General features: G+C 65.4%; 20 protein-coding genes and 1 riboswitch. Of the genes, 12 read left to right on the top strand and 8 right to left on the bottom strand.

The window, feature by feature from the left end; all coding sequences use genetic code 11:
• Positions 1–119 precede the first annotated feature (119 nt).
• The 3 genes from purD to QM590_RS16625 all read right to left on the bottom strand — a co-directional run bounded on the left by purD (position 120) and on the right by QM590_RS16625 (position 4,744).
• Positions 120–1,370 carry a phosphoribosylamine--glycine ligase gene (gene purD / locus QM590_RS16635; protein WP_149404972.1) on the bottom strand — a complete coding sequence of 417 codons (1,251 nt, stop codon included), beginning with the start codon at positions 1,368–1,370 and terminating at the stop codon, positions 120–122.
• A 78-nt stretch (positions 1,371–1,448) separates the two neighbouring features.
• Positions 1,449–3,491, bottom strand: a complete 2,043-nt coding sequence (locus QM590_RS16630; protein ID WP_269595702.1) for a glycosyltransferase family 39 protein — start codon at positions 3,489–3,491, stop codon at positions 1,449–1,451.
• The gene (locus QM590_RS16625; protein ID WP_149404971.1) at positions 3,488–4,744 is read right to left on the bottom strand and encodes a bifunctional glycosyltransferase family 2/GtrA family protein; all 1,257 of its coding nucleotides are present in this window, start codon (positions 4,742–4,744) and stop codon (positions 3,488–3,490) included. Before QM590_RS16625 ends, QM590_RS16630 begins: the two co-directional genes overlap by 4 nt.
• Positions 4,745–4,858: 114 nt before the next feature.
• On the opposite strand from QM590_RS16625, the gene QM590_RS16620 reads away from it, so the two are divergent.
• Positions 4,859–5,284: an HIT family protein gene (locus QM590_RS16620; protein WP_149404970.1), complete on the top strand. Its 426-nt coding sequence runs from the start codon at positions 4,859–4,861 to the stop codon at positions 5,282–5,284.
• A gap of 10 nt (positions 5,285–5,294) precedes the next feature.
• Here QM590_RS16620 and QM590_RS16615 read toward each other — a convergent pair whose 3' ends face one another.
• The gene (locus tag QM590_RS16615) at positions 5,295–5,819 is read right to left on the bottom strand and encodes a winged helix-turn-helix transcriptional regulator (protein WP_149404969.1); all 525 of its coding nucleotides are present in this window, start codon (positions 5,817–5,819) and stop codon (positions 5,295–5,297) included.
• A gap of 74 nt (positions 5,820–5,893) precedes the next feature.
• On the opposite strand from QM590_RS16615, the gene QM590_RS16610 reads away from it, so the two are divergent.
• Positions 5,894–7,273, top strand: a complete 1,380-nt coding sequence (locus QM590_RS16610; protein ID WP_149404968.1) for an MFS transporter — start codon at positions 5,894–5,896, stop codon at positions 7,271–7,273.
• On the opposite strand, the gene QM590_RS16605 is transcribed toward QM590_RS16610, so the two are convergent.
• Complete coding sequence (locus tag QM590_RS16605; RefSeq protein WP_149404967.1) at positions 7,256–7,912, bottom strand: response regulator; 657 nt, start codon at positions 7,910–7,912, stop codon at positions 7,256–7,258. The genes QM590_RS16610 and QM590_RS16605 overlap by 18 nt on opposite strands.
• Entirely contained in the window at positions 7,909–9,573 is a 1,665-nt protein-coding gene (locus QM590_RS16600) for a sensor histidine kinase (protein WP_149404966.1), read from the bottom strand. The genes QM590_RS16605 and QM590_RS16600 overlap by 4 nt, the downstream gene beginning before the upstream one ends.
• 170 nt (positions 9,574–9,743) lie before the next feature.
• On the opposite strand from QM590_RS16600, the gene QM590_RS16595 reads away from it, so the two are divergent.
• From QM590_RS16595 to QM590_RS16585, 3 genes are read left to right on the top strand one after another with little or no spacing between them, the layout of a single operon-like run.
• The gene (locus QM590_RS16595; RefSeq protein WP_269595703.1) at positions 9,744–11,129 is read left to right on the top strand and encodes a CitMHS family transporter; all 1,386 of its coding nucleotides are present in this window, start codon (positions 9,744–9,746) and stop codon (positions 11,127–11,129) included.
• Between the two features lie 33 nt (positions 11,130–11,162).
• Entirely contained in the window at positions 11,163–11,573 is a 411-nt protein-coding gene (locus tag QM590_RS16590; RefSeq protein ID WP_068055827.1) for a universal stress protein, read from the top strand.
• A gap of 14 nt (positions 11,574–11,587) precedes the next feature.
• Complete coding sequence (locus QM590_RS16585) at positions 11,588–12,691, top strand: AbrB family transcriptional regulator (RefSeq protein WP_269595714.1); 1,104 nt, start codon at positions 11,588–11,590, stop codon at positions 12,689–12,691.
• Here the strand turns inward: QM590_RS16585 and QM590_RS16580 are convergent.
• A complete protein-coding gene (locus tag QM590_RS16580) occupies positions 12,671–14,086 on the bottom strand; it encodes a sensor histidine kinase (RefSeq protein ID WP_262498237.1) in 1,416 nt (471 codons plus the stop codon). The genes QM590_RS16585 and QM590_RS16580 overlap by 21 nt on opposite strands.
• On the bottom strand, positions 14,083–14,790 hold the full coding sequence (locus tag QM590_RS16575; protein ID WP_068055814.1) for a response regulator transcription factor: 708 nt from the start codon (positions 14,788–14,790) through the stop codon (positions 14,083–14,085). Before QM590_RS16575 ends, QM590_RS16580 begins: the two co-directional genes overlap by 4 nt.
• Before the next feature lie 201 nt (positions 14,791–14,991).
• Here QM590_RS16575 and QM590_RS16570 point away from each other — a divergent pair, with 201 nt between their 5' ends.
• The 7 genes from QM590_RS16570 to mmsB all read left to right on the top strand — a co-directional run bounded on the left by QM590_RS16570 (position 14,992) and on the right by mmsB (position 22,167).
• Entirely contained in the window at positions 14,992–15,942 is a 951-nt protein-coding gene (locus QM590_RS16570; RefSeq protein ID WP_262498236.1) for a permease, read from the top strand.
• The gene (locus tag QM590_RS16565; RefSeq protein WP_149404963.1) at positions 15,939–16,676 is read left to right on the top strand and encodes a TIGR03943 family putative permease subunit; all 738 of its coding nucleotides are present in this window, start codon (positions 15,939–15,941) and stop codon (positions 16,674–16,676) included. Before QM590_RS16570 ends, QM590_RS16565 begins: the two co-directional genes overlap by 4 nt.
• 45 nt (positions 16,677–16,721) lie before the next feature.
• Positions 16,722–16,784, top strand: a riboswitch (guanidine-III (ykkC-III) riboswitch).
• Between the two features lie 11 nt (positions 16,785–16,795).
• Positions 16,796–17,110, top strand: a complete 315-nt coding sequence (locus QM590_RS16560; protein WP_068055819.1) for a DMT family transporter — start codon at positions 16,796–16,798, stop codon at positions 17,108–17,110.
• 32 nt (positions 17,111–17,142) lie between these two features.
• A complete protein-coding gene (locus QM590_RS16555) occupies positions 17,143–17,946 on the top strand; it encodes a hypothetical protein (RefSeq protein WP_037194493.1) in 804 nt (267 codons plus the stop codon).
• Positions 17,947–18,155: 209 nt separating this feature from the next.
• A complete protein-coding gene (gene chvE / locus QM590_RS16550) occupies positions 18,156–19,292 on the top strand; it encodes a multiple monosaccharide ABC transporter substrate-binding protein (protein ID WP_269595704.1) in 1,137 nt (378 codons plus the stop codon).
• Between the two features lie 8 nt (positions 19,293–19,300).
• Positions 19,301–20,839, top strand: a complete 1,539-nt coding sequence (gene mmsA / locus QM590_RS16545) for a multiple monosaccharide ABC transporter ATP-binding protein (protein WP_149404961.1) — start codon at positions 19,301–19,303, stop codon at positions 20,837–20,839.
• Complete coding sequence (gene mmsB, locus QM590_RS16540; RefSeq protein WP_269595705.1) at positions 20,836–22,167, top strand: multiple monosaccharide ABC transporter permease; 1,332 nt, start codon at positions 20,836–20,838, stop codon at positions 22,165–22,167. The genes mmsA and mmsB overlap by 4 nt, the downstream gene beginning before the upstream one ends.
• Positions 22,168–22,235: the final 68 nt, after the last annotated feature.

The raw sequence follows: 22,235 nt of genomic DNA, 5'->3' as shown, positions 1-22,235 counted from the left end.
TGCAGTAACCCTCCATAGCTTCTCGAATGACTCACCAGAAGCTTGGCAAAGAGGGGCGTCTCACGAACGCGCGCGCGTTTGCTGGAACACGCCGGCCGACGCCCGCCCACTCACCGCACCTACAGCGAGATGCGACCCTCCACGGCAGCCAGGCCGATGTCCGTACGGAAGTGGCTGCCCGGCAATCGGATTCCCGCAATGCGTGAGTAGGCGTCGTCTCGGGCGGCGGTGAGGTCGAATCCGGTGCCGACCACACTGAGCACGCGTCCACCCGCGGAGACGACTGCGCCGTCCTTCACCGCGGTGCCGGCATGCAGCACGCCTTCGCCCTCGGAGCCGAGGATTTCGTCACCGGTGCGTGGTCGACCGGGGTAGTTCTCGGCGGCGATGACGACGGTGACGGCCGCGCCGTCCTTCCAGCGCAGCGGAGGAAGTGACGCAAGTGTGCCGGTTGCCGTCGCGTTCAACACCTCGCAGAGAGGTGAGTCGAGCAGCGCCAGCACCGCCTGGGTCTCGGGATCGCCGAAGCGGCAGTTGAATTCGACGACCGCCGGGCCGTCGGCACCCATGGCAAGACCCGCGTACAGCAGACCGGAGAATGGCACACCGCGCTCGACCATCTCGGCGGCAACGGGTTTCACCACATCACGGACGATCTCCTCGACGGCACCCTCGGGCAGCCACGGCAGCGGGGTGTACGCACCCATGCCGCCGGTGTTGGGTCCGGTGTCTCCGTCGCCGACGCGTTTGTGGTCCTGCGCGGGCAGCAGTGGCACCACGGTCTCGCCGTCGACGAGGCAGAAGAGGGAGACCTCGGGTCCGTCGAGGAACGATTCGAGCAGTACCGGGTGACCGTTCTCGAGGAGCTCCGCTGCGTGATCGCGAGCGATGAGGCGATCGGTGGTGACGACGACACCCTTGCCTGCGGCCAAGCCGTCGTCCTTGACCACCCAGTGGGGGCCGAAACGGTCGAGGGCTGCGTCGAGCAGGGCGGGCGAGTCGACGATTTCGCTGTGCGCGGTCCGCACACCGGCCGCTGCCATCACGTCCTTGGCGAACGCCTTGGACCCTTCGATGCGCGCAGCCTCCGCGGAGGGGCCGAACGCAGCGATGCCGGCCTGACGGAGGGCGTCGGCCACGCCGAGGACCAGTGGAACCTCCGGTCCGATGACGACGAGATCGGCCTCGACCTTCTTCGCCAGCGCGGTCACCGCCTCACCGGAGGCAACGTCGACCGCGTGTTGCTCGGCAAGCTTCGCGGTGCCTGCGTTGCCGGGAGCCACGAAGAGCTGCTCGACCGACGGATCGGCCTTCAACGCAAGGAGGAGGGCGTGCTCACGAGCACCGGAACCTATGACTAGTACGCGCACAGTGCATCAGACTATCTGCTCGACGCGAAAGCGCCCCGCACCTGTCACGGCGCGGGGCTCTTTCGTGGTGGTTCGGTGTTACTGCGTGAGGTCGTAGAACGTCACGTTGTCGACCGTGGTCGCGGTGAAGTTCTCGGTGACCCAGGCGGAGATTTCTGCCGAGGTCCCCGACTCCATGCCCGGCATGCCGCCGCCTCCGATGAAGTAGTGGATCTCTCCGTCGGCGACGTACTGCTGGAATTGGGCGAGGGTCGGCGAGGGGTCGGTGCCGTTGAAACCGCCGACCGGCATGACGGGATCCTCGGTGGCCAGTTGGTAACCCGCAGCGGTGTTGGCTCCGATGGCCGCTGCCACCCAGGTGTACGAGTCGGCGTCCTGCTCGAGCATCTCGGTGATGGCCGCAGTCGGTGCACTGCCTTCGAGCAGACCACCCATACCGCCGCCCATACCCCGACCCGTCCCGCCCATCTCGGCCCCGCCGGCAGCCCCGGCCTGACCCGGGAAACCCGCAGGCGGTTGCATTCCGGCAGGTATCTGAACCCCGGCCGGCAACTGCATCCCGCCCGGGCCGCCTCGGCCTTCGCCCATACCGCCGAATCCGCGCATGCCGGTGCTGGGACCGGCCGAGACGATGGCTCCGGTATGCGGGGTGCCGATGGTGTCGACCGCATAGGCGGTCGGTCCGGCGAGTCCGGCGAACATCACCGCCAGGATCGATGCCGCAGCCAGCCTGCCGCGAGTCAGTGCCGGGATCAGCAGCGCGACGACCGCCACGATTCCGACGACGAGAATCGCCCACTTCAGCCACGGCACGAAACTCTCACTGCGACCGAGCAACACCCACGCCATCACGACGGTCGACGCCACCGCGACGCCCATCGCGATCCGTACCCAGTAGGTGTCACGTCGACGCCACAGCACCACACTGCCGATGCCGACGAGAGCGGCGACGGCGGGCGAGAGCGCAACGGTGTAGTACGAGTGGAAGATTCCGGCCATGAAGCTGAAGGTCAGACCGGTGACCAGCAACCATGATCCCCAGACGATGAGCGAGGCTCGTTGCACGTCTGTCCGAGAGGCTTTGCCGCGCAACACGAGTCCGACGACGAACAGGATCAACGCAGCCGGGATCAGCCAGGCGATCTGGCCACCCTGGGAGGAGTCGAACATGCGAAGGATGCCTGTCTCGCCCCAGATACCACCGGGCATCCCACCGGGCATCCCACCCGCCATGCCCCCGGCCGCGTCGCCGCCCATACCGCCGCGGCCGGGGGTTACACTTCCGGTCTCGTCGCCACTGAGGCGACCGAATCCGTTGTACCCGAGCGTGAGTTCGAGAATCGAGTTGTTCTGCGAGCCACCGACCCACGGTCGTGACGACGCCGGCCAGAATTCCACGATCAGAATCCACCATCCGGCCGAGACGATCATCGCGCCCAGCGCGCCGAACAGCTGCCACAGCCGGGTGAGGAACCTAGGCGGCCCGGCGATCAGATAGGTCAGAGCCAGCGGCGGTACGACGAGCATGACCTGGAGTTGCTTGGTGAGGAAGCCGAATCCGACGAACATTCCGGTGATCAACAGCCACTTGGTCTTTCCGGTCTCGACGCCTCGCAGCAACGCCCACACCGAGGCGATCATCAGCAGCACCAGCAACGCGTCGGGATTGTTGAATCGGAACATCAGTGCGGCAACCGGAGTCACGGCAAGTACCAGGCCGGCGAGCAGACCGGCCGCGCCACCGAATCGGCGCTTGACGGTGGCGCGCAGCAGTGCCACGGAGGCGACGCCGAGAAGAGCCTGGGGTACGAGCATCGCCCAGGTGTTGAGTCCGAAGATGCGTACCGACAACGACATCAGCCACAGCGACATCGGGGGCTTGTCGACGGTGATCGAGTTGGCGGCGTCGGAGGATCCGAAGAAGAAGGCCTTCCACGACACCGAACCTGCCTGTATCGCAGCGGAATAGAAGGAGTTGGCCCAGCCCGACGCGCCGAGTCCCCAGAAGTAGGCAATGCCGGTTCCGAAGAGCAGAGCCACCAGCCCGATCAATTCCCAGCGCGGGGAGGTCACCGGTGCAGAATCGGCAGCCGCAGAGGGCCGCTCCATGGTCGTCGTCACAGGCTCTTCTCCGAACTCGCGGACTCCGAGCCTGCGTCCAGTGTGCTACGGAAGACCCACCGCAGGGCGACGAATCGACACACGGTGGCAACGAGATTGGCGACGATGAGGACGGCGAGTTCGACGTGCCGGGACACATCGGGAACCCAGGCGTGCAGCACGGCGAGCGATCCACTGGTGACGAGAAGAGCGAAGCCGAAGATCGCCAGCCCCTGCAGTTGGTGTTTGCCCGCACCGTCGGGCCCCCGGACGCCGAAGGTGAAGGCACGGTTCGCCGCGGTGTTGAGCACAGCGGTGATCAGCAGCCCGAAGAAGTTCGCGGCCTGCGCGCCGATCAGGGAATGGAGCATCAGGTACAGCAGTGCGTAGGCGATGGTGCTGGCGATGCCGATGATGCCGAATCGCACCATCTGGCTGATCATTCCGTGCGGTACTCCGGGCACGAGCGGCTCCCGTCCCAGGCTTCGGCGAAGTTCGGCGACCGGCAGTACACCGGTGGCGAGGGCACGCCCGACGCGCCAGCAGCCCTGCAGGTCCTTGACGGCGGTGTCGACGATGTTGACGCTGCTGTTCGGGTCGTCGACCCAGTCCACGGGCACCTCGTGGATGCGCAGGCCGACTTTCTCTGCGATGACGAGCAATTCGGTGTCGAAGAACCACCCGGTGTCTTCGACGAGCGGCAACAGCTGTCGGGCGACGTCGGTACGCATGGCCTTGAAACCGCACTGCGCATCGGAGAAGCGGGCGCGCAGCGAAGTACGCAGAATGAGATTGTAACTGCGCGAAATGAATTCACGTTTTGCACCGCGAACCACTCGGGACGATCGGTTGAGCCGCGAGCCGATGGCGAGGTCCGAATGACCGGACATCAACGGTGCGATCAGCGGCATCAGCGCATTGAGATCGGTGGACAGATCGACGTCCATGTAGGCCACCACATCGGCGTCCGACGCCAGCCACACTGCTTTGAGTGCCCGGCCCCGCCCTTTCTCGTCCAGATGATGAACCTGGACTCCGTCGATCTCGTCGGCGAGTCGACGTGCGACAGCGAGTGTTCCGTCGGTACTGGCATTGTCGGCGATCGTGATCGAGGACCGGAACGGGATTCGGTCCTCCAGATGCTCGTGGAGACGACGAATGCACTGTTCGAGATCGGCCTCTTCGTTGTATACCGGAATGACCACCTCGAGAGTGGCCGTGGCGTTCGAGCCGGGCCGCTGGCCTGCTGCTCGTGCGAGGGAATTCGTTGTCATGACGACAACGATCGGGCCCGGACCTTGAATCGCCCTGCGACCGACCTGGCAATTACCTGGGAGCCACGACCACTGGTACGGCCCCGGTCGAGTCGGGTAGGGCATCCTGTTCCCATGGCTTCCATTTTCAGCAAGATCATCGCCGGTGAGATTCCGGGGCGTTTCGTGTGGCAGGACGACGACGTGGTTGCGTTTCTGACGATCGCGCCGCTCACCCCGGGCCACACGTTGGTGGTTCCGCGTGAGGAGATCGACCAGTGGCAGGACGTCGACGGTGCCGCGTTCGCAAAGATCACTGCCGTCGCGCAGATCATCGGTCAGGCCGTCAAGACCGCGTTCGATGCTCCCCGCGCCGGTCTGCTGATCGCCGGACTCGAGGTCCCGCACCTGCACCTGCACGTGTTTCCGGCGTACGACATGGGCAACTTCGACATCTCCGGTGCCGATCCGAATCCGTCGGCGGAGTCGCAGGACGAGGCCGCAGCCAAGCTCCGAGCAGCGCTACGCCGGCTCGGCCACGAGGCTCACGTCCCGAACTGACGCATCTCGCTCAACGCAGCGGCGTCAACAGCCGACGACGCGTCCGAAGCTGCATCGAGACCTCGTCCGATCGGGTGTCGGGGTCGTAGCCGGGGCCGATGTCGGTGTCGATGTCGTGCGGCCCCGGCGCAACGCCGCATTCGGGGCACAACCCCAGTGGCCCGAGGTCGGTTCCGCAGTCCGCGTGGATGAATCGTCGACGCTTCCCTGCGGGTTTCGCGGTCTGTTCCTCACCCCAGTAGCTCAGGGCGAACACCGCAGGCCACAGCCCTTCGAGGGCGGCGGTCGGAACGTAGTGCTCGCGTCCACCCGCCGATGAGCGAGCGTGTCGTTCGAGCAGCCCGGCGTCGACCAGCGCGCCGAGTCGTTGTGCGAGGACTGCTTTGGAGATGTCGAGGTGGACCTGGAAATCACCGAAGCGTCGGACGCCGAAGAAGCAGTCGCGCACGATGAGCAAGGTCCATCGCTCACCGACGAGTTCGAGGGCACGGGCCAGGGAGCAGTCCTGGCGGGCGTAGTCGATTCCGAGTGCCATGGGGCGATAGTACAGTCTGTTGACCGAACCAAGTCGGGCGTTTACAGTTCGATCACCAGACCACAAGGACGACGATGACCGATACTGCACCCTCGCCCACCGGCACCGCGAACAGCGCCCGCGCGCTCGCCATCGCAGCGCTCGGCACCCTGCTGACCCTGATGGCGTTCACCGCACCGCTCGCGACCATCAACAGCACCGCAGCCGATCTGATGTCCGACGCCGCAGGACGCACCTGGATTCTCAGCTCCATGAGCATCGGCCTCGCCGCGGCGTTGCTCACCACCGGTACGGTCGCCGACGACTTCGGACGTCGCCGCACGTTCGCTCTCGGCGCGGTGGTCCTGGCCGTCGGCGCAATCGTCTGCGCGCTCGCCCCCAACACGCTGATCTTCGTTCTCGCCCGCATCCTGCAGGGCCTCGGCGGCGCGGCCGTCGTCGCCTCGAGCCTGGGCATCATCGCCCACACCCACCCGGCCGGTCCGGTGCGCGCGAAGGCCAGCGGGGTCTGGGGTGCGAGCGTGGGTGCAGGCATCGCTCTCGGCCCTCTGCTCGCCGCCATACTGGATCGCTCGGCGAGTTGGCGTACGGCCTACGTGGTGCTGGCGATCGCCACGCTCGCACTGGCCGTCGCCGCGCATGTGCTCGTCGAAGAATCCAGGTCCGACGCCCCCCGCGGCCTCGATCCGGTCGGCGCGTTGCTGTTGGCGACGGGCATCGCCGCGTTGTTGGCCGCCTTGGTCGAGGGCAGGCAGGGCTGGACAGCCATGGCCCCGATCATCTTGTTCGTACTGGCGGCCCTGTTGCTGTGTGCGTTCGTGGTCCTCGAATTGCGCAGTGCCGCTGCGATGCTCGATCTCACCCTCTTCCGACACCCGCCGTTTCTGGCCGCCACCGTCGCCGCGCTGGCCACCGGCGGCGGCATCATCGCCCTGATGTCGTACATGCCCGGATTCCTCGGAACCGTACTGGGAATCGATGCGCTCGGTGCCGCCCTGCTGCTGTTCGGTTGGTCGGCCACGTCCGTGGTCACCGCCTTGCTGGCCCGCAGGCTGCCCGCGTCGCTGAGCGGTCGAACGCAACTCGCCGTCGGGCTGGTGGGCGTCGCGATCGGCATGCTGATGCTGACGGGGTTGTCCGAGAACGCCTCCTGGCCGCGGTTGCTTCCCGGCCTGCTCGTGGCCGGCGTCGCCAGCGGCGTACTCAACGCTGCGCTCGGCCGCGAGGCGGTGGCCAGCGTTCCCGCCGGACGCGGCGGCATGGGCAGTGGTGCCAACAACACTGCGCGCTACGTCGGGTCCGCTATCGGGGTCACCGTCGTTGCGGTGGTTGCCGTTCCGGCCGGGAGTGGAGCCGGCGGACTGGTGCAGGGCTGGAACACCGCAGCTTTGGTCACCGCTGCGATCTCGGTTCTCGGGGCCGTGGTGGTGTCGTTCTCACGCGCCGGGCGCTAGCGAGTATTCCTGCTCCGGCCTCCCTGTCGATCCGTACCGCAGCTGCATGCGCAACCGGCCCTTGGACACCAGGGTCGCCAGATAGCGTTGCGCTGTCGCGCGTGAAATGCCGATGGCTGCAGCAACTTCGCCCGCGGACATCGGGTCGGCCGTCGTGCGCACCGCGTCGAGCACCAGGTCACGGGTCACGGACTGCGAGGACGGCAGCGGCGCGGCCGCGCGCGGGCGCAGCGCGTCGAGTCCGCCGTCGATGTCGGCCTGGGTCAGCTCCTCCGAACGGTCCAGTGCAGTCCGGTACGTCAGATACCCGGTGAGGCGGTCGATCAACGCCGATCGCGGAAACGGCTTGATCAGATACGTCCAGGCACCCGCGGTCATGGCCGCGCGCACCGTCTGTTGATCGGCTGCTGCCGAGAGCACCACTGCGTCGCAGGCGAGTTCGCGCACCAGGTCGATTCCCGATCCGTCGGGCAGATAGACGTCCACCAGCGCCAGATCGAACGACTGCGACGACGCCAACTCCCGAGCCTGAGCGACACTCGTCGCGACTGCGGCGACCTCGTAGTTGTCGAGTGAATTCACCAGTGCCGCATGCAGATCCGCAACCCGGAAATCGTCGTCCACGACCAGCACTCTCATTGCGAGACCTCATCTGCCTGTAGCGCGTCCGGTATCGACGCGATGAACACCGCGCCTCCTCGTTCGTTCTCCTCGGTGATCTGCCCACCGGCATCGGCCAGCGTCACGTCGCCACCGCGGGTGCGCGCGATCTGCCGACTCAGCGCCAGGCCCACTCCCCGACCGCCCGGCGATTCTTCGGTCGACTTGGTCGAGACTCCCTCGACGAACACCTGCTCGGGTGCCAGGTCCACCCCGTCTCCGGAATCGAGAACCACGATGTGCAACGTCGAACCATCCTGCACCAGTTCCACTTCCACCTCGGCCGGCCGCCTGACTCCCAGCCTGGCAGCATCGATCGCATTGTCGACGAGATTGCCCAGCACCGTGGTCACGTCGACGGGGACGGCCACTTCGCCGCCGACCCAGGTGTTCTCGCCCAACACCAACCGCACTCCGCTCTCCCTCGCATGCGCGGCCTTCGCCGTCAGAAACGACCGCAGATAGGCGTCGGACACGGCGTCGATGCCCTCGATGGATTCCGATCTCGGTCCGACACCGAGGATCTCGTCGATGTACTGCGACGCCCGATCCGGGTGACCCTCGTGCAGCAGTCCACTGACCAGATGCATCCGATTCGCGAACTCGTGACGCTGCGCGCGCAGCACAGCGGACATCGACTGCACCGCGTCGAGCTGACGCGTCAGCGTCTCCACGTCGGTTCGGTCGCGCACGGTCAGCACCGTACCCAGATCACGATTGTCTCGCAGTACTTTTCGGGCGGCCGCAATGACCACGACCTCGTTCACGGCCGCGAGAACCGGCTCGGACGTCGGCGATTCGATGACCTCGAGCAGCCTCGGGGTCAGACCGATGTCCTCGATGCGCATCCCCGGCTTACCGTCGATCGAGAGCAGGGTGCGCGCCTCGTCGTTGACGACCGTGACGACTCCATCGGGGTCGATGGCGACGACACCCTCACCGATTCCGTGCAACACCGCCTCTTGTTCCCGGACCAGTTCGGCGAGCTCCTCCGGCTCGAGCCCCAGAGTCAGCCGTTTCCATCTGCGCGCCAACAGAGTCGAGCCGATCAGCCCGAGCAGCAGTACGGCACCGGTCACCAACGCGCCGTTGATCAGATCTTTCACCAACTCGGTGCGCACGGCCGTCGTGGAGATTCCCACGCTCACTTCACCGATCACCACGTCGGTCGAACCGAGAGCCAGCACAGGCACTTTCGCGCGCACGGAGTCGCCGAGGGTGCCGCGCTCCTGCTCGACCACCTCGTTGCCCGCCAGCGCCCCCGACGGATCCGTACTCACCCGCTGACCCAGAACTGTCGGATCGGGATGCGCCAACCGCAGACCCCGATCGTCGGTGATGACGACGAACAGTGCGTCGGTGCGCATTCGGGCACCCTCGGCTGCACGCTGCAGTGCTCCGCCTGCCAACACTCCCGCAGGCGCGGCGTCGGTGCCTGCGGTGTCCACGGCAGAGAACTGCTCGACGAGCGAACGCACCTCCGGGTCCGACGCCACCGTCCGCGCAACGGCCAGTGCACGTTCGCCGTATTCCTCGCTCGCCTGGCTGCCACTGCTGATGGCGAAGACCCCGAACGCCACCGCCAGAGCCACCGCCACCAGCGCTGCCTGCAACAACAGCACCTGAGTCCTCAATCGCACCCAACCAGGCTATGCGCCGAGCGGGCTCGAGCACAATGCGCAAAAGGCTCTTTTCGTTGCTTGCGCGGGTAGTGCGCACAACAGCGAACATGTGATGCCGGTTACGTAACTTCAGTCACAACACGTAGTCCAACCGGACCCACCTCACACATTTCGAGAAGGAGTGCACGATGTTGGTGATACTCGGCTTCCTCATGGTAGCCGCCTTCATGTTCTTGATCCTGACCAAGAGAGCCACGCCCGTCGTCGCACTCACCCTCGTACCCGTCATCTTCGGTCTGCTGGCCGGCGCCGGACTCGGCATCGGTGACATGATCACCGACGGCATCAAGTCCCTGGCCCCCACTGCAGCCCTGCTGTTCTTCGCGATCATCTTCTTCGGAATCATGATCGACGTCGGACTGTTCGACCCGCTGGTGCGCGGCATCCTGCGCCTCGTGCGAAACGACCCGATGAAACTCGTTGTCGGAACAGCCATTCTGGCCATGGTCGTCTCGCTCGACGGTGACGGCTCCACCACGTTCATCATCGTCACGTCCGCGCTGCTGCCGCTGTACCTCAAACTCGGTGTCAGCCCGGTCATTCTGACCGTCGTCGCCGGTCTCGCCAACGGCACGATGAACATCATCCCGTGGGGCGGCCCGACGGTGCGCGCCGCATCCGCTCTCGGCATCTCCCCGTCCGATGTCTTCGTTCCGATGGTTCCCTCGATGATCGTCGGCCTGATCATCGTGCTGCTGTTCGCCGTGCACCTGGGCATCATGGAGCGTCGTCGCATCGGCAAGTTGATCTACGAACCCGAACTGGTGGCCTCCGGTGGCGGCGGCAGTATCCGCAAGGGCGGCAAGGGAACCGGCGGATCAGGCACCGGCGGATCGGACGACTCCGGCGAATCGGGTCAGTTCTTCGACGGCCTGGACCCCAATCGCGACACGCTGCGCCCGAAGTTGCTGTGGTTCAACGCTGCTCTGACGGTCATCCTGCTCGTCATCCTCGTCATGGACATCCTGCCCATCCCTGTGCTGTTCATGATCGCTGCCTCGATCGCTCTGACCGTCAACTTCCCCAAGGTCAAGGAACAGGGCGACGCGATCGCACGGCACTCGTCCTCCATCGTCTCCGTGGTCGCCATGGTGCTCGCCGCAGCAAATCTCACCGGCGTCTTCCAGGGCACCGGCATGGTCGAGGCCATGGCCGAGTGGCTGCTCAACGTCATCCCGGCGGGCATGGGCCCGTACCTGGCCGTCATCACCGGCATCCTGAGCATCCCGCTGACGTTCTTCATGACCAACGACGCCTTCTACTTCGGCATCCTCCCGGTGTTGACCGAGACCGCGAGCAAGTACGGCATCGACCCCGTCGAGATGGCCCGTGCGTCGATCACCGGTCAGCCCGTCCACCTGCAGAGTCCGCTGGTTCCGGCCATCCTGCTGCTGGTCACCCTCGCCGGAGTGTCGCTGGCCGATCACCACAAGAAGGTGCTGTGGCGAGCTGTGGTCGTCTCCCTCGCGATGCTGGCCGTCGGCATCCTCCTCGGCCAGATCCCGTTCGGCTGATCCCCCACCCCACTCGTCGTAGGAGAAACTGTCATGACCGTTGGCGTACTGCACAACAATTCACCCGAGGGCCGCGCAGCGTTGGCGGCCGCAGTGCGAGAAGCCCGCATTCGAGAGACGGACCTCGTCGTCCTGCACGCACTCTCCGGATCGGCCGAGCCCTCCGCCGAGGCGGCCGAGACGCAGGCGGTATCCACGTCGGTGGAGACCGCTCTGGCCGATATCGATCACGCCGACGCCGTCTCCTGGACCGTGGCGGTGGGCCGGCCCGATCCCGATGCCGTCAACACCCTGCTGACCTTGGTCGAAGAGCAGAAGTCCGAGATCCTGGTGGTCGGCTCCCGACACCGCTCGGCGGTCGGAAAGTTCCTGATGGGACAGACCATTCAGCGCCTGCTCCTCGAGATTCCGGTCCCGGTTCTTCTGGTCAAGTCCGGAGCGTGAGTGCTCCGAAACGGATGAGACGAGTACTGGGGAACAGCCTCCGATGGATCGGCCTCGCGGCCGTATCCGTCGGGGGCTGGGCCCTTTTCGCGGCCCTGGGCCTGACGGCACCGTCGTTGTTCGCGGCCCTCGTCGTCGCTGTGGTGTTCGCTCTGACCGGCCTCGGCCCGGGTGCGGTACCGCGCCCGGCGTCGATGGCAGCGCAGGGCACGCTGGCCGTCACCATCGGTCTGATGCTCGACACCGACACTCTCGGCGCGTTGGGCGAGAACTGGATTCCCGCCGTTCTCGTGGGTGCGGGCACGCTGATCGTCAGCGCCGGTTGCGGCGCACTGCTCGCCCTGCATCGCGATGTCGACCCCGTCACCGGAGCACTGTCCCTGATCGCCGGTGGCGCAACGGGTCTGGTGTCCATCGCCCGAGAACTCGGCGGGGACGAGCGGATCGTGGCCGTGGTGCAATACCTGCGCGTCGCGCTCGTGGTGGTCACGATGCCGCTGATCGTCACGTTCGCGTTCCACACCGACACCGGCGGCGGAGCAGGCGCGGACTATACGGCGACGACGCTCTGGTACATCGGCACGGCCTTTCTGATCGCCGCCGTCATCGCCGGAATCGTTCTGGCGCGGCTCATCCGACTGCCCGCGCCGGCGACGCTCGGACCGCTGATCGTCGCCGGCGCCTGCGAACTGCTCGGATGGCCCGTGGACATCTCGGTACCCACGGTGCTGCTGCCGGTGGCGTTCATCGTCATCGGATGGCAAGCGGGGCTCGCCTTCACCGTGTCGAGCCTGCGGGCCATCGGTCGCATCTTCCCGTGGGCCGCACTGCTGGTGCTCTCGATCGGGTTGGTGTGCGCGCTGTTCGGCTGGGCGCTGTCTGCGATCACCGGGGTCAGCATGCTCACCGGGTACCTCGCGACCACACCCGGCGGCCTGGCGGCTGTGCTCGCCGTGTCGGCGACCACGGGGTCGGATGTCACCTTCGTCGCATGTGTGCAGGTGATCCGACTGGTGTCGATGCTCGTGGCCGCGCCACTCGCCGCAGCCGCGTACACGAAACTGGCCGAGCGCAAGAAAGCCAGGACGGCAAGCGAATCAACCGTCGGCGCGGGGTAATTCGACCCGGAAGGTCGCACCCTGACCGGGGGTACTCTGCACCCGAACGGTGCCGTTGTGCGCCGCCACCAAGGCCGCGACGATCGAGAGCCCGAGCCCGCTGCCGCCGCTCTCGCGCGTCCGGGAGGAGTCGGCTCGATAGAAGCGCTCGAACACGTGCGCCGCCTCTTCCTCGCCCAGACCGGGGCCGGTGTCCTGGACTTCGAGCAGCACCGAGGACTGGGAGGTCCCGACGCAGACGGTGATCGACGCCGATTCGGGTGTGTGCCGCACCGCGTTTCCGACGAGGTTCGCCAGTACCTGCCGCAGGCGAGCGTCGTCGCCGCTGACCTCGGGTATTCCCGGCCCGGCCAACACTTTCAGCGAGATGTCCCGCGCGGGTGAGACCGCCTTGGCGTCGTGCACGGCATCGGCGGCGATGGTCAGTAGGTCGACGCGACGCATGTCGAGCGGGCGTTGCGCGTCGAGTCGCGCGAGCATCAGCAGGTCTTCGACGAGCAGGCCCATCCGCGCCGATTCGCCCTCGATACGCGTCATCAGCAACGAGATGTCGCTCATCGCGCCCTGCCGATACAACTCGGCGAACCCGCGGATCGTCGTCAGCGGGGTACGTAGTTCGTGGCTGGCGTCGGCGACGAAGCGGCGCATCCGATCCTCGGACGCACGAGCCGCCTCCTCCGAGGCCGCAGTTGCCGCGAATGCCCGCTGAATCTGCGAGAGCATTCCGTTGAGGGCTAGTGACAATCGGCCCACCTCGGTCTTCTCACTCCACTCGGGAACCCGGCGATGCAGGTCTCCGGCAGCGATGGCCGCGGCCGTCGTCTCCACTTCACGCAACGGTCGCAGACTGCGTCGCACCACGAAGTAGGCGATCACGGCCAGGGCCAGCAACACGGCGGCACCGATGTAGAACTGCAGCACCACGAGCCGGCTGACGGTCTGTTGGTTGGCGCTGAGCGACATGCCGACGGTGGTGGACCCCTCGCTGTTGGTCACCGTGATGACCCGCCACTCCTTCGACGGGTCGCCCTCGGAACCGACGGTCTTCGGAGTTGCCGACGGCGCACCGGAGAGGTCCGGAACACTCTCGGCCACGTCGTTGATCGGGCCCCGGACGGTACCGTCGTTGGCCACGGACCGAACGAAGAAGTTCGTCGGCGGCCGGTTCGGGTTGGGCTCGTCGATCGGAAAGGGCGGGCGTTCGCCACCCGGTTTCGCCCATCCCTGGGACGCTTCGACCAGTTGACTGTCCAGGCGACGCATCAGGGAGGACTCGAGCGACGACGTCACCGCCACACCGGACGCCAGCAGACCCAACCCGACCAGGAGCAGCAACGCCGCGACCAAGGTGAAACGCAGCGGCAGGCTCCGAATCCGACCTCGAACGGCCGTCACCGTGGCTGGCGCATGACGTAGCCGACGCCTCGCAGCGTGTGAATCAAGCGAGTGTCTCCGGTATCGACCTTGCGACGTAGGTACGACACATACGACTCCACCACTCCCACTTCACCACCGAAGTCGTAGTGCCACACGTGATCGAGGATTCGTGGCTTGCTCAACACGGTTCCCGCGTTCACCATGAAGTACCGCAGCAGCGTGAACTCGGTGGGCGAGAGCGAGATCGGCTCGCCTGCCTTCCACACCTCGTGGGTGTCGTCGTCGAGTTCGATGTCCGCGAACGCAACTCGCGACGGCTGCGCGTCCTCGCTCTTGCCCGACCGGCGCAGGATCACGCGGAGTCGGGCCACCACTTCCTCGAGCGAGAACGGCTTGGTGACGTAGTCGTCCGCACCGAGGGTCAGCCCGGTCACCTTGTCTTCCACCGAGTCACGCGCGGTCAGGAACAGGGCAGGCGCATCGATTCCGTCGGCCCGCAGTCGACGCAGCAGACCGAACCCGTCCATGCCGGGCATCATCACGTCGAGAATGAGAGCCTCGGGCCTGAAGTTGCGCGCCTTGTCGAGAGCCTCGGGACCGGACGACGCCGTCGCCACCTCGAATCCCTGATACCTCAGGCTGACCGACAGCAGTTCGACGATGGTCGGTTCGTCGTCGACGATCAGGACTCTGGCCTCGGGTGTCTCGCTCACGGTGTCCATCTTCGCGCGAGATGCTGCTCGTTCGCTGGACTCTCCCTGTGAGGTTGCTGTGAGCCACCGACAACGAGTGCACTGTGAGCCACCGACAACGAGGTTGCCGCGAGCCACCGACAACACAGCCCGGCCACAGGGGGCATGATGGCAGCGATGCTCGACGCGAAGACCGACGGCCGAATCAGGACTCGGCCTCCCGTGTCATCCATGCACGTATTCGCAACTCTGCTCGTATTGGGCATCGTCTTCGGTGCCGATATCGCGCGATGGGTCGACTCGTCCCCCGCGCTGAAGACCGGCGCGACGGTGTTCACCGGGATCTTCGTGCAGGCGACGCCGTTCCTGGTGCTCGGAGTACTCGTCAGCGGAAGTATCGCCGCGTTCGTCTCGCCGACGGTGCTTCGACGAGTGGTCCCGAAGAACGAAACGGCTGCCGTCGGAGTGACGGGACTGGCCGGAATGGCGCTGCCCGGTTGTGAGTGCGGCGCCGTCCCCGTCTCCCGTCGGCTCATGGATCAGGGTGTTCCGGCATCGGCCGCCCTCGCATTCCTGCTGTCGGCACCGGCGATCAACCCGGTCGTCCTGGTCTCGACCGCGGTGGCTTTTCCCGGCGAACCCGGCATGGTTCTCGCGCGGTTCCTCGGCTCGCTCGCCACTGCACTGGTGATGGGTTGGCTGTGGACCCGGTTCGGTAAGGCGGAGTGGATCACCGCGCGGCTGGCCGCTCGCGGACACGATCACGACCGCTCGAAGTGGGAGACGTTCCGCGAGTCGGCGCGTGCTGACCTGCTTCAGGCCGGGGCATTTCTCGTGTTCGGTGCTGCGGCCGCCGCGCTGCTGCATCTGGTGATTCCGGACTGGGTGTTCGCCCATCTCGCCGGGCAGTTGCTGCTGTCGATCCTGGTGATGGCCGTACTTGCGGTGATTCTGGCTCTGTGTTCGGAGGCCGATGCGTTCGTCGCCGCCAGCATGTCGATGCTGCCGCTGCTGCCGCGGTTGGTCTTCCTGGTGGTCGGACCTGCCGTCGACGTGAAGCTGATGGCGATGCAGGCGGGCAGTTTCGGACGCGGGTTCGTCGCACGTTTCGCCCCGCTGACGTTCGTCGTCGCGGTCGTGTGCGCCTCGGTGTGCGGCTACCTCGTTCTGGGAGCGCGATGAAGCGCGAGGTGCAGAACCTTCTGCTGTTTCTCCTCGGCGGAGCCATGGTCAAGATTTCGTTGGACGGCAGCTTTGTGCGATACGTCAAACCGTCGCTGCATCCGTATCTGCTGACTGCCGGCGTGTTGATCGTGCTCCTGGCGGCCGCGTCGATCGTGGCCGACATCCGCCGCGGGGGGCCGGCCGACGACGGGCACGGTCACGATTCGCGTCCGTACTGGCTGCTGTTGGTCCCGCTCGCGGTCATCCTGTTCGTCGCACCGCCCGCGCTGGGTGTCTCCGCGGTCGGCGATCGATCCGTCACCTCGGCGGCCGATCGTCAGCGGACAGCGTTTCCACCTCTCCCGGACGAGCGGGCGCCCGAGGTTCCGTTGCTCGATGTCGTACAACGCGCGGTCAGAGACACCGAAGGCAGCCTCGACGGACGGGAGATTCGCGTCACCGGATTCGCCGTCGCCACCGCGAACGGAGGCTCACCGCGCGCCGACGGCACGACTGACGGCATCGATCTCGCTCGCATTCTCATCATTTGCTGCGCGGCCGACGCCAGGTCCGTTCGCATCCACCTCGACGCAGGTAGCGCGTCTCTCGACGACATTTCGGACGGCACCTGGCTGCAGATATCGGGGACCGTCGACGCGGCCACAGCGACGGAGGACACCGCGTTCACACCCACGATGACCGTCTCCACGGTCGAGCGAATCGACGCGCCCGCGAACACGTACGCGTACTGACAACCCGAAACACATGGCCACTACCGACCCGAATTGGTACGATCGTACAAGTCACTTCCGACAATCGGACGAGCGCACCGTACCCGAACAGCGACAAGACGGTGCAAGGAGTGATTTTCGTGGCTTGGCTCATTCTCGTCGTCTCCGGCGTTCTCGAAGCGATCTGGGCGACCGCGCTCGGTAAGTCCGAGGGCTTCACCAAACTCGGACCGTCCGTCGTCTTCGGGGTCGCAGTGGTGCTCAGCATGATCGGTCTCGCGGTCGCGATGCGGTCGTTGCCCACCGGTACCGCCTACGCCGTCTGGGTGGGAATCGGTGCCACCCTCACCGTCGCGTACGCCATGATCACCGGCGAAGAAGCTGCGTCACTGCTCAAGGTGGCGCTTCTGGTCGGCATCGTCGGATGCGTCGTGGGACTGAAGGTTCTTCACTGATTTTCCGAGCTACGAGCAGTTACAGTAAAACGATGAATTGGGTGTCAGCGATCACACTGCCCGCGCGCGCCGGAATTGCCATCGCCGAGCAGGCGATCGGCGTCGCGGAGGTCGCGTTGGCCACCACCAGGATGGCCTTGGCCACCGGTGCATCCGGCACCGCAGGTGTCGCCTCGCTCGCCAATCCACGCGGCGGCACCATGCAACTGCTCGCCCAGCTCGGCCAACTCACCTCCGACGACCGCGCCCTGGGCAACGCACTCAAGGAAGGCGGACCCTTGGACCGCCTTCTCGCCCAGGGCGGCGTCGTCGACCGCCTCACTTCCGAGGACGGCACCCTCGAGCGGTTGCTCTCCCCGGGCGGCCCGGTCGAGCGAATTCTGGCTCCGGGCGGACCCTTGGACCGGCTGCTCGCCGAGGACGGACCGCTCGAACGACTGCTCGCCGAAGGCGGTCTGCTCGACCGCATCACCGCCACCAACGGACCGCTCGAACGACTGACGGCCAAGGACGGCCCGCTCGAGGTGCTCACGCGTCAGGACGGCCTGATCGAGCGTGCCATCGCCGAGGAGGGCATCCTCGAAACGCTGCTCGCCGAGGACGGTGCCATCGAGCGACTGACAGCCAAGGGCGGACCGCTCGATCAGCTGGTCAAGCTGTCGGAGACACTGACGTCGGTGGCCCCGAACATCGAGCGGATGAGCATCTCGATCGACATCCTGCAGGATTCCGTGGAGATCCTCTCGGCTGCGGTCCACCCACTGGGCGAGCTGGTCGGCCGACTCCCGAGTCGCTGGCTCAAGAGCGGGAAACAGTCGGTTCACGAGTTGCACTGACGCCCCGGCCCCTGCGGCGAAATTCTCGACTCTCGGGGCTGCGGCGGTGACCCGTTGTTAGCGCTCACACTGGTGAGCGGGGGTGCGGAAAATAAACTTTGACAATGCCGATGTTATCGCTCACACTTTCGTCTTGATGTGATGTGCGGCACAGACGATGCCACTCTCCACCAACTTCGAGATCTGATTTCACCGAGCAGGGAGAAACGATGAAGTTTCGACATCTACCCATGGCCGCGGCTGCGGTGGCACTGGCCATCACGGTCACCGCATGCGGATCGAGCACCAAGACGGCGGACGTCCAGCCGGCCGACGGCGGAAGCACGGCGGGCGCGCTGATCGGCGTGACGATGCCGACCAAGTCCTCGGCTCGATGGATCGCCGACGGCGACAATCTCAAGAGCGCACTCGAAGGACAGGGCTACAAGGTCGATCTGCAGTACGCGGAGAACGACATTCCCACCCAGGTGAATCAGATCGAGAACCAGATCACCCAGGGCGCAAAGCTTCTCATCGTGGCCTCGGTGGACGGCACCGCGATCACCACCCAGTTGCAGGAAGCCAAGGACAACGGCATCGGCGTCATCGCGTACGACCGCCTCATCCGCAACTCCCCCAACGTCGACTACTACGCGACGTTCGACAACTACAAGGTCGGCGTCGACCAGGCCACGTCTCTGCTCGTCGGCCTCGGATTGAAGAACGAGGACGGCACCGACAAGGCCGACGCCCCAGCCGGTCCGTTGAACATCGAGGTCTTCGCCGGTTCTCCCGACGACAACAACGCCACGTTCTTCTTCGACGGCGCGATGGAGACTCTGCAGCCGTACCTGGACGACGGAACCCTGAAGATCGGCAGCGGCGAATCCGACTTCGAGACGGCCGCAACACTGCGCTGGGATCCGGCGACCGCGCAGAAGCGCATGGCGGACCTGCTCACCAAGACGTACTCCTCGGGCCAGCAGGTTCAGGGCGTGCTCTCGCCGTACGACGGCCTGTCGATCGGAATCCTCTCCGCGCTCAAGAGCAACGGCTACGGCACAGCAGGGCAGCCCTACCCCATCGTCACCGGTCAGGACGCCGAGGTGCCGTCGGTGAAGTCGATCATCGCCGACGAGCAGTACTCCACGATCTACAAGGACACCCGGCAACTGGCCGAGGTCACGATCGCGATGGCTCAGTCCATGCTCGACGGTCAGACGCCGGAGACGAACAACACGACGGACTACGACAACGGCGAGAAGGTCGTCCCCGCGTACCTGCTGCAGCCCGAGATCGTCAACAAGGGCAACTACGAGCAGCTGCTGGTCGAAGGCGGCTACTACACCGAGGATCAGTTGAAGTGAGTTCGGAGATGACGAGCCCGATCTTGGAGATGCGCGGCATCACCAAGACGTTTCCCGGCGTGAAGGCGCTGCAGGATGTCACTCTCTCGGTCGATCGCGGCGAAATCCACGCGATCTGCGGTGAGAACGGCGCCGGAAAGTCGACACTCATGAAGGTGCTGTCGGGTGTGTATCCACACGACACATTCGACGGCGAGATCGTGTTCGACGGTCGCGCCTGCGAGTTCTCCGACATCCGGAGCAGCGAGGCCGAGGGCATCGTCATCATCCATCAGGAACTCGCGTTGAGTCCGTACCTGTCCATCGCCGAGAACATCTTTCTCGGCAACGAGCGGTCCAGGCGCGGGTTCATCGACTGGAACCGAACCAATTCCGAGGCCGCAGCCCTACTGAATCGAGTGGGGCTGCGGGAGAACCCGGTCACCGTGGTCAACGATCTCGGGGTCGGCAAACAGCAACTCGTCGAGATCGCCAAGGCGTTGTCCAAGGACGTCACGCTGCTGATTCTCGACGAACCGACTGCAGCACTGAACGATTCGGACTCGGCTCACCTGCTGGACCTGCTGCGGGGTCTGCGAGACGAGGGAATCACGTGCGTGATCATCTCGCACAAGCTCAACGAGATCGCGGCCGTCGCCGACCGCACCACGATCATTCGCGACGGCCGCACCATCGAGACGTTGGACATGCGCAGCCCCGAGGTCACCGAGGATCGCATCATCTCGCTGATGGTCGGCCGCGATCTCGAGCACCGTTTCCCACCGCACGAATCCACTGTGGGAGAGGAAGTTCTGCGTATCGAGGACTGGACCGTGCACAGCCCGACCCAGCACGGCCGAACCGTCGTCGACGGAGCGAATCTGACGCTGCGCCGTGGTGAGATCGTCGGCCTGGCCGGGCTGATGGGTGCCGGACGCACCGAATTGGCCATGAGTGTCTTCGGACGCAGTTACGGCATCGACATCTCGGGGCGACTGTACAAGTACGGCAAGGAAATACACGTCAAATCCGTAAGCGACGCCATCCATCACGGAATCGCGTACGCCACCGAGGACCGAAAGCGCTACGGCCTCAACCTGATCGACGACATCAAACGCAACATCTCCACTGCGGCACTCGACAAACTGGTGACCGGTGGCTTCGTCGACGACAACCAGGAATACAAGGTGGCCGAAGGCTTCCGGAAGAGCATGAACATCAAGGCACCGAACGTCTCTGCCGTCGTCGGCAAGCTCTCCGGCGGCAATCAGCAGAAAGTCGTGCTGAGCAAGTGGATCTTCAGCGATCCCGACGTGCTCATCCTCGACGAACCGACGCGAGGAATCGACGTCGGCGCGAAGTTCGAAATCTATTCGATCATCAACGATCTCGCCGACGCAGGCAAGGCAATTCTGGTGATCTCCTCCGAGCTACCGGAACTGCTCGGACTGTGCGACCGGATCTACGCGCTGTCCGCAGGCCGGATCACCGGTGAGGTGACTCGCGAGGACGCGACACAGGAATCCCTCATGCACCTCATGACCCGTGGAACAGGAGTACTTCGATGAACCAGCTGTCGACCGTACGGGGGCTGCTCACGCGAAACCTCCGCCAGAGCGGGATCTTCATCGCGTTCGCGTTGATCATCCTGCTGTTCACCGTTCTCACCGGCGGCCAACTGCTGGTCCCGCAGAACATCAGCAACATGGTGGTCCAGAAATCGTACATCCTCATCCTGGCCATCGGCATGGTCGTGATCATCATCGCGGGCCACATCGACCTGTCCGTCGGATCGGTTGTCGCGGCGACCGGAGCGATCTCGGGTGTGCTGATGGTTCAGCAGAACGTGCCGTGGCCTCTTGCGGTGCTCATCACGCTGATCATCGGCGGTCTGATCGGAGCCTGGCAGGGCTATTGGGTTGCGTACTTCGGCATTCCGGCATTCATCGTGACCCTGGCCGGCATGCTCATCTTCCGCGCGGTCACCCTCATCGTGCTCGGGAACCAGGGCATCGGACCGTTCCCCGGGCCCGTGCGCACTCTCTCCAACGGCTTCCTCCCCGGCTTCCTGGGCAACGTGGGACTCGGGCCGCTCGGGGGTGCGGACATCTTCACCCTGCTCGTCGCGATCCTCGCCGTTGCCGGAATCGTGTTCACGCAGTGGCGTTCTCGGACTGGTCGGCAGAAGTACGGGCAGGCCGTCGACGCGATGCCCCTGTTCCTGCTCAAGATGGTTCTGGCCGGCGGTCTGGTTCTCGCCGTCGCCGTCCAGCTGGCGCGCTTCAAGAACCTGCCGTACGTGCTGATCCTTCTCGCCGTACTGGTGATGGGTTATTCCACGCTGGCAGGCAGGACGGTGTTCGGTCGGCACGTGTACGCCATCGGCGGAAACATCCACGCTGCATCGCTGTCCGGTATCAAGGTCAAGCCGGTGACCTTCTGGATCTTCGTCAACATGGGAGTCCTGTCCGCCCTCGCCGGAATCATCTTCGCCGGCCGCCTCAACCAGGCCGGTCCCACTGCAGGCAACGGCTTCGAGCTCGACGCTATCGCCGCGGCCTTCATCGGTGGCGCAGCGGTGCAGGGCGGTGTCGGCCGCATCGTCGGTGCGCTCACCGGCGGACTCATCATCGCCGTGATCAACAGCGGAATGTCGCTCATCGGTTCGCCCAGCGAACGCGTTCAGCTGGTCAAGGGCCTGGTACTCCTCGCCGCAGTGGCATTCGACATCTGGACCAAGCGCCGAGCAGCGAGCGGCAAGGGCAACAAGGGCGACAAAGCTGCGCCTCCGAGCAGCTATCTGGGAGTGCCTGTGCCGGCCGAGATGTTCTCCGGTGCCGAGCCAGGCAAGCCTGCGCCCACCACGACCGGTTCCGCGGTGACAACACCCACGTAATCCACACAGTCGCGGGCACCACCGGCCCGGGCATGCTGTGATTGTCTTCGATCACGAAGGGAGGCTCG

It is taken from the genome of Rhodococcus sp. IEGM 1372 (assembly GCF_030056835.1).
Classification (GTDB): Bacteria; Actinomycetota; Actinomycetes; order Mycobacteriales; family Mycobacteriaceae; genus Rhodococcoides.
Note: the sequence above shows the minus strand (reverse complement) of the source record. Positions and strands in the feature narration are given on the sequence as shown.

Bases quoted from the DNA above. Each gene is read 5' to 3' on its own strand.
- QM590_RS16555 (WP_037194493.1), top strand. From the start codon at position 17,143: ATGAATTGGGTGTCAGCGATCACACTGCCCGCGCGCGCCGGAATTGCC.
- QM590_RS16575 (WP_068055814.1), bottom strand. From the start codon at position 14,790: ATGGACACCGTGAGCGAGACACCCGAGGCCAGAGTCCTGATCGTCGAC.
- QM590_RS16620 (WP_149404970.1), top strand. From the start codon at position 4,859: ATGGCTTCCATTTTCAGCAAGATCATCGCCGGTGAGATTCCGGGGCGT.
- mmsB (WP_269595705.1), top strand. From the start codon at position 20,836: ATGAACCAGCTGTCGACCGTACGGGGGCTGCTCACGCGAAACCTCCGC.
- QM590_RS16565 (WP_149404963.1), top strand. From the start codon at position 15,939: ATGAAGCGCGAGGTGCAGAACCTTCTGCTGTTTCTCCTCGGCGGAGCC.
- chvE (WP_269595704.1), top strand. From the start codon at position 18,156: ATGAAGTTTCGACATCTACCCATGGCCGCGGCTGCGGTGGCACTGGCC.
- QM590_RS16585 (WP_269595714.1), top strand. From the start codon at position 11,588: ATGAGACGAGTACTGGGGAACAGCCTCCGATGGATCGGCCTCGCGGCC.
- mmsA (WP_149404961.1), top strand. From the start codon at position 19,301: ATGACGAGCCCGATCTTGGAGATGCGCGGCATCACCAAGACGTTTCCC.
- QM590_RS16590 (WP_068055827.1), top strand. From the start codon at position 11,163: ATGACCGTTGGCGTACTGCACAACAATTCACCCGAGGGCCGCGCAGCG.
- QM590_RS16610 (WP_149404968.1), top strand. From the start codon at position 5,894: ATGACCGATACTGCACCCTCGCCCACCGGCACCGCGAACAGCGCCCGC.
- QM590_RS16595 (WP_269595703.1), top strand. From the start codon at position 9,744: ATGTTGGTGATACTCGGCTTCCTCATGGTAGCCGCCTTCATGTTCTTG.
- QM590_RS16615 (WP_149404969.1), bottom strand. From the start codon at position 5,819: ATGGCACTCGGAATCGACTACGCCCGCCAGGACTGCTCCCTGGCCCGT.
- QM590_RS16570 (WP_262498236.1), top strand. From the start codon at position 14,992: ATGCACGTATTCGCAACTCTGCTCGTATTGGGCATCGTCTTCGGTGCC.
- QM590_RS16625 (WP_149404971.1), bottom strand. From the start codon at position 4,744: ATGACAACGAATTCCCTCGCACGAGCAGCAGGCCAGCGGCCCGGCTCG.
- QM590_RS16605 (WP_149404967.1), bottom strand. From the start codon at position 7,912: ATGAGAGTGCTGGTCGTGGACGACGATTTCCGGGTTGCGGATCTGCAT.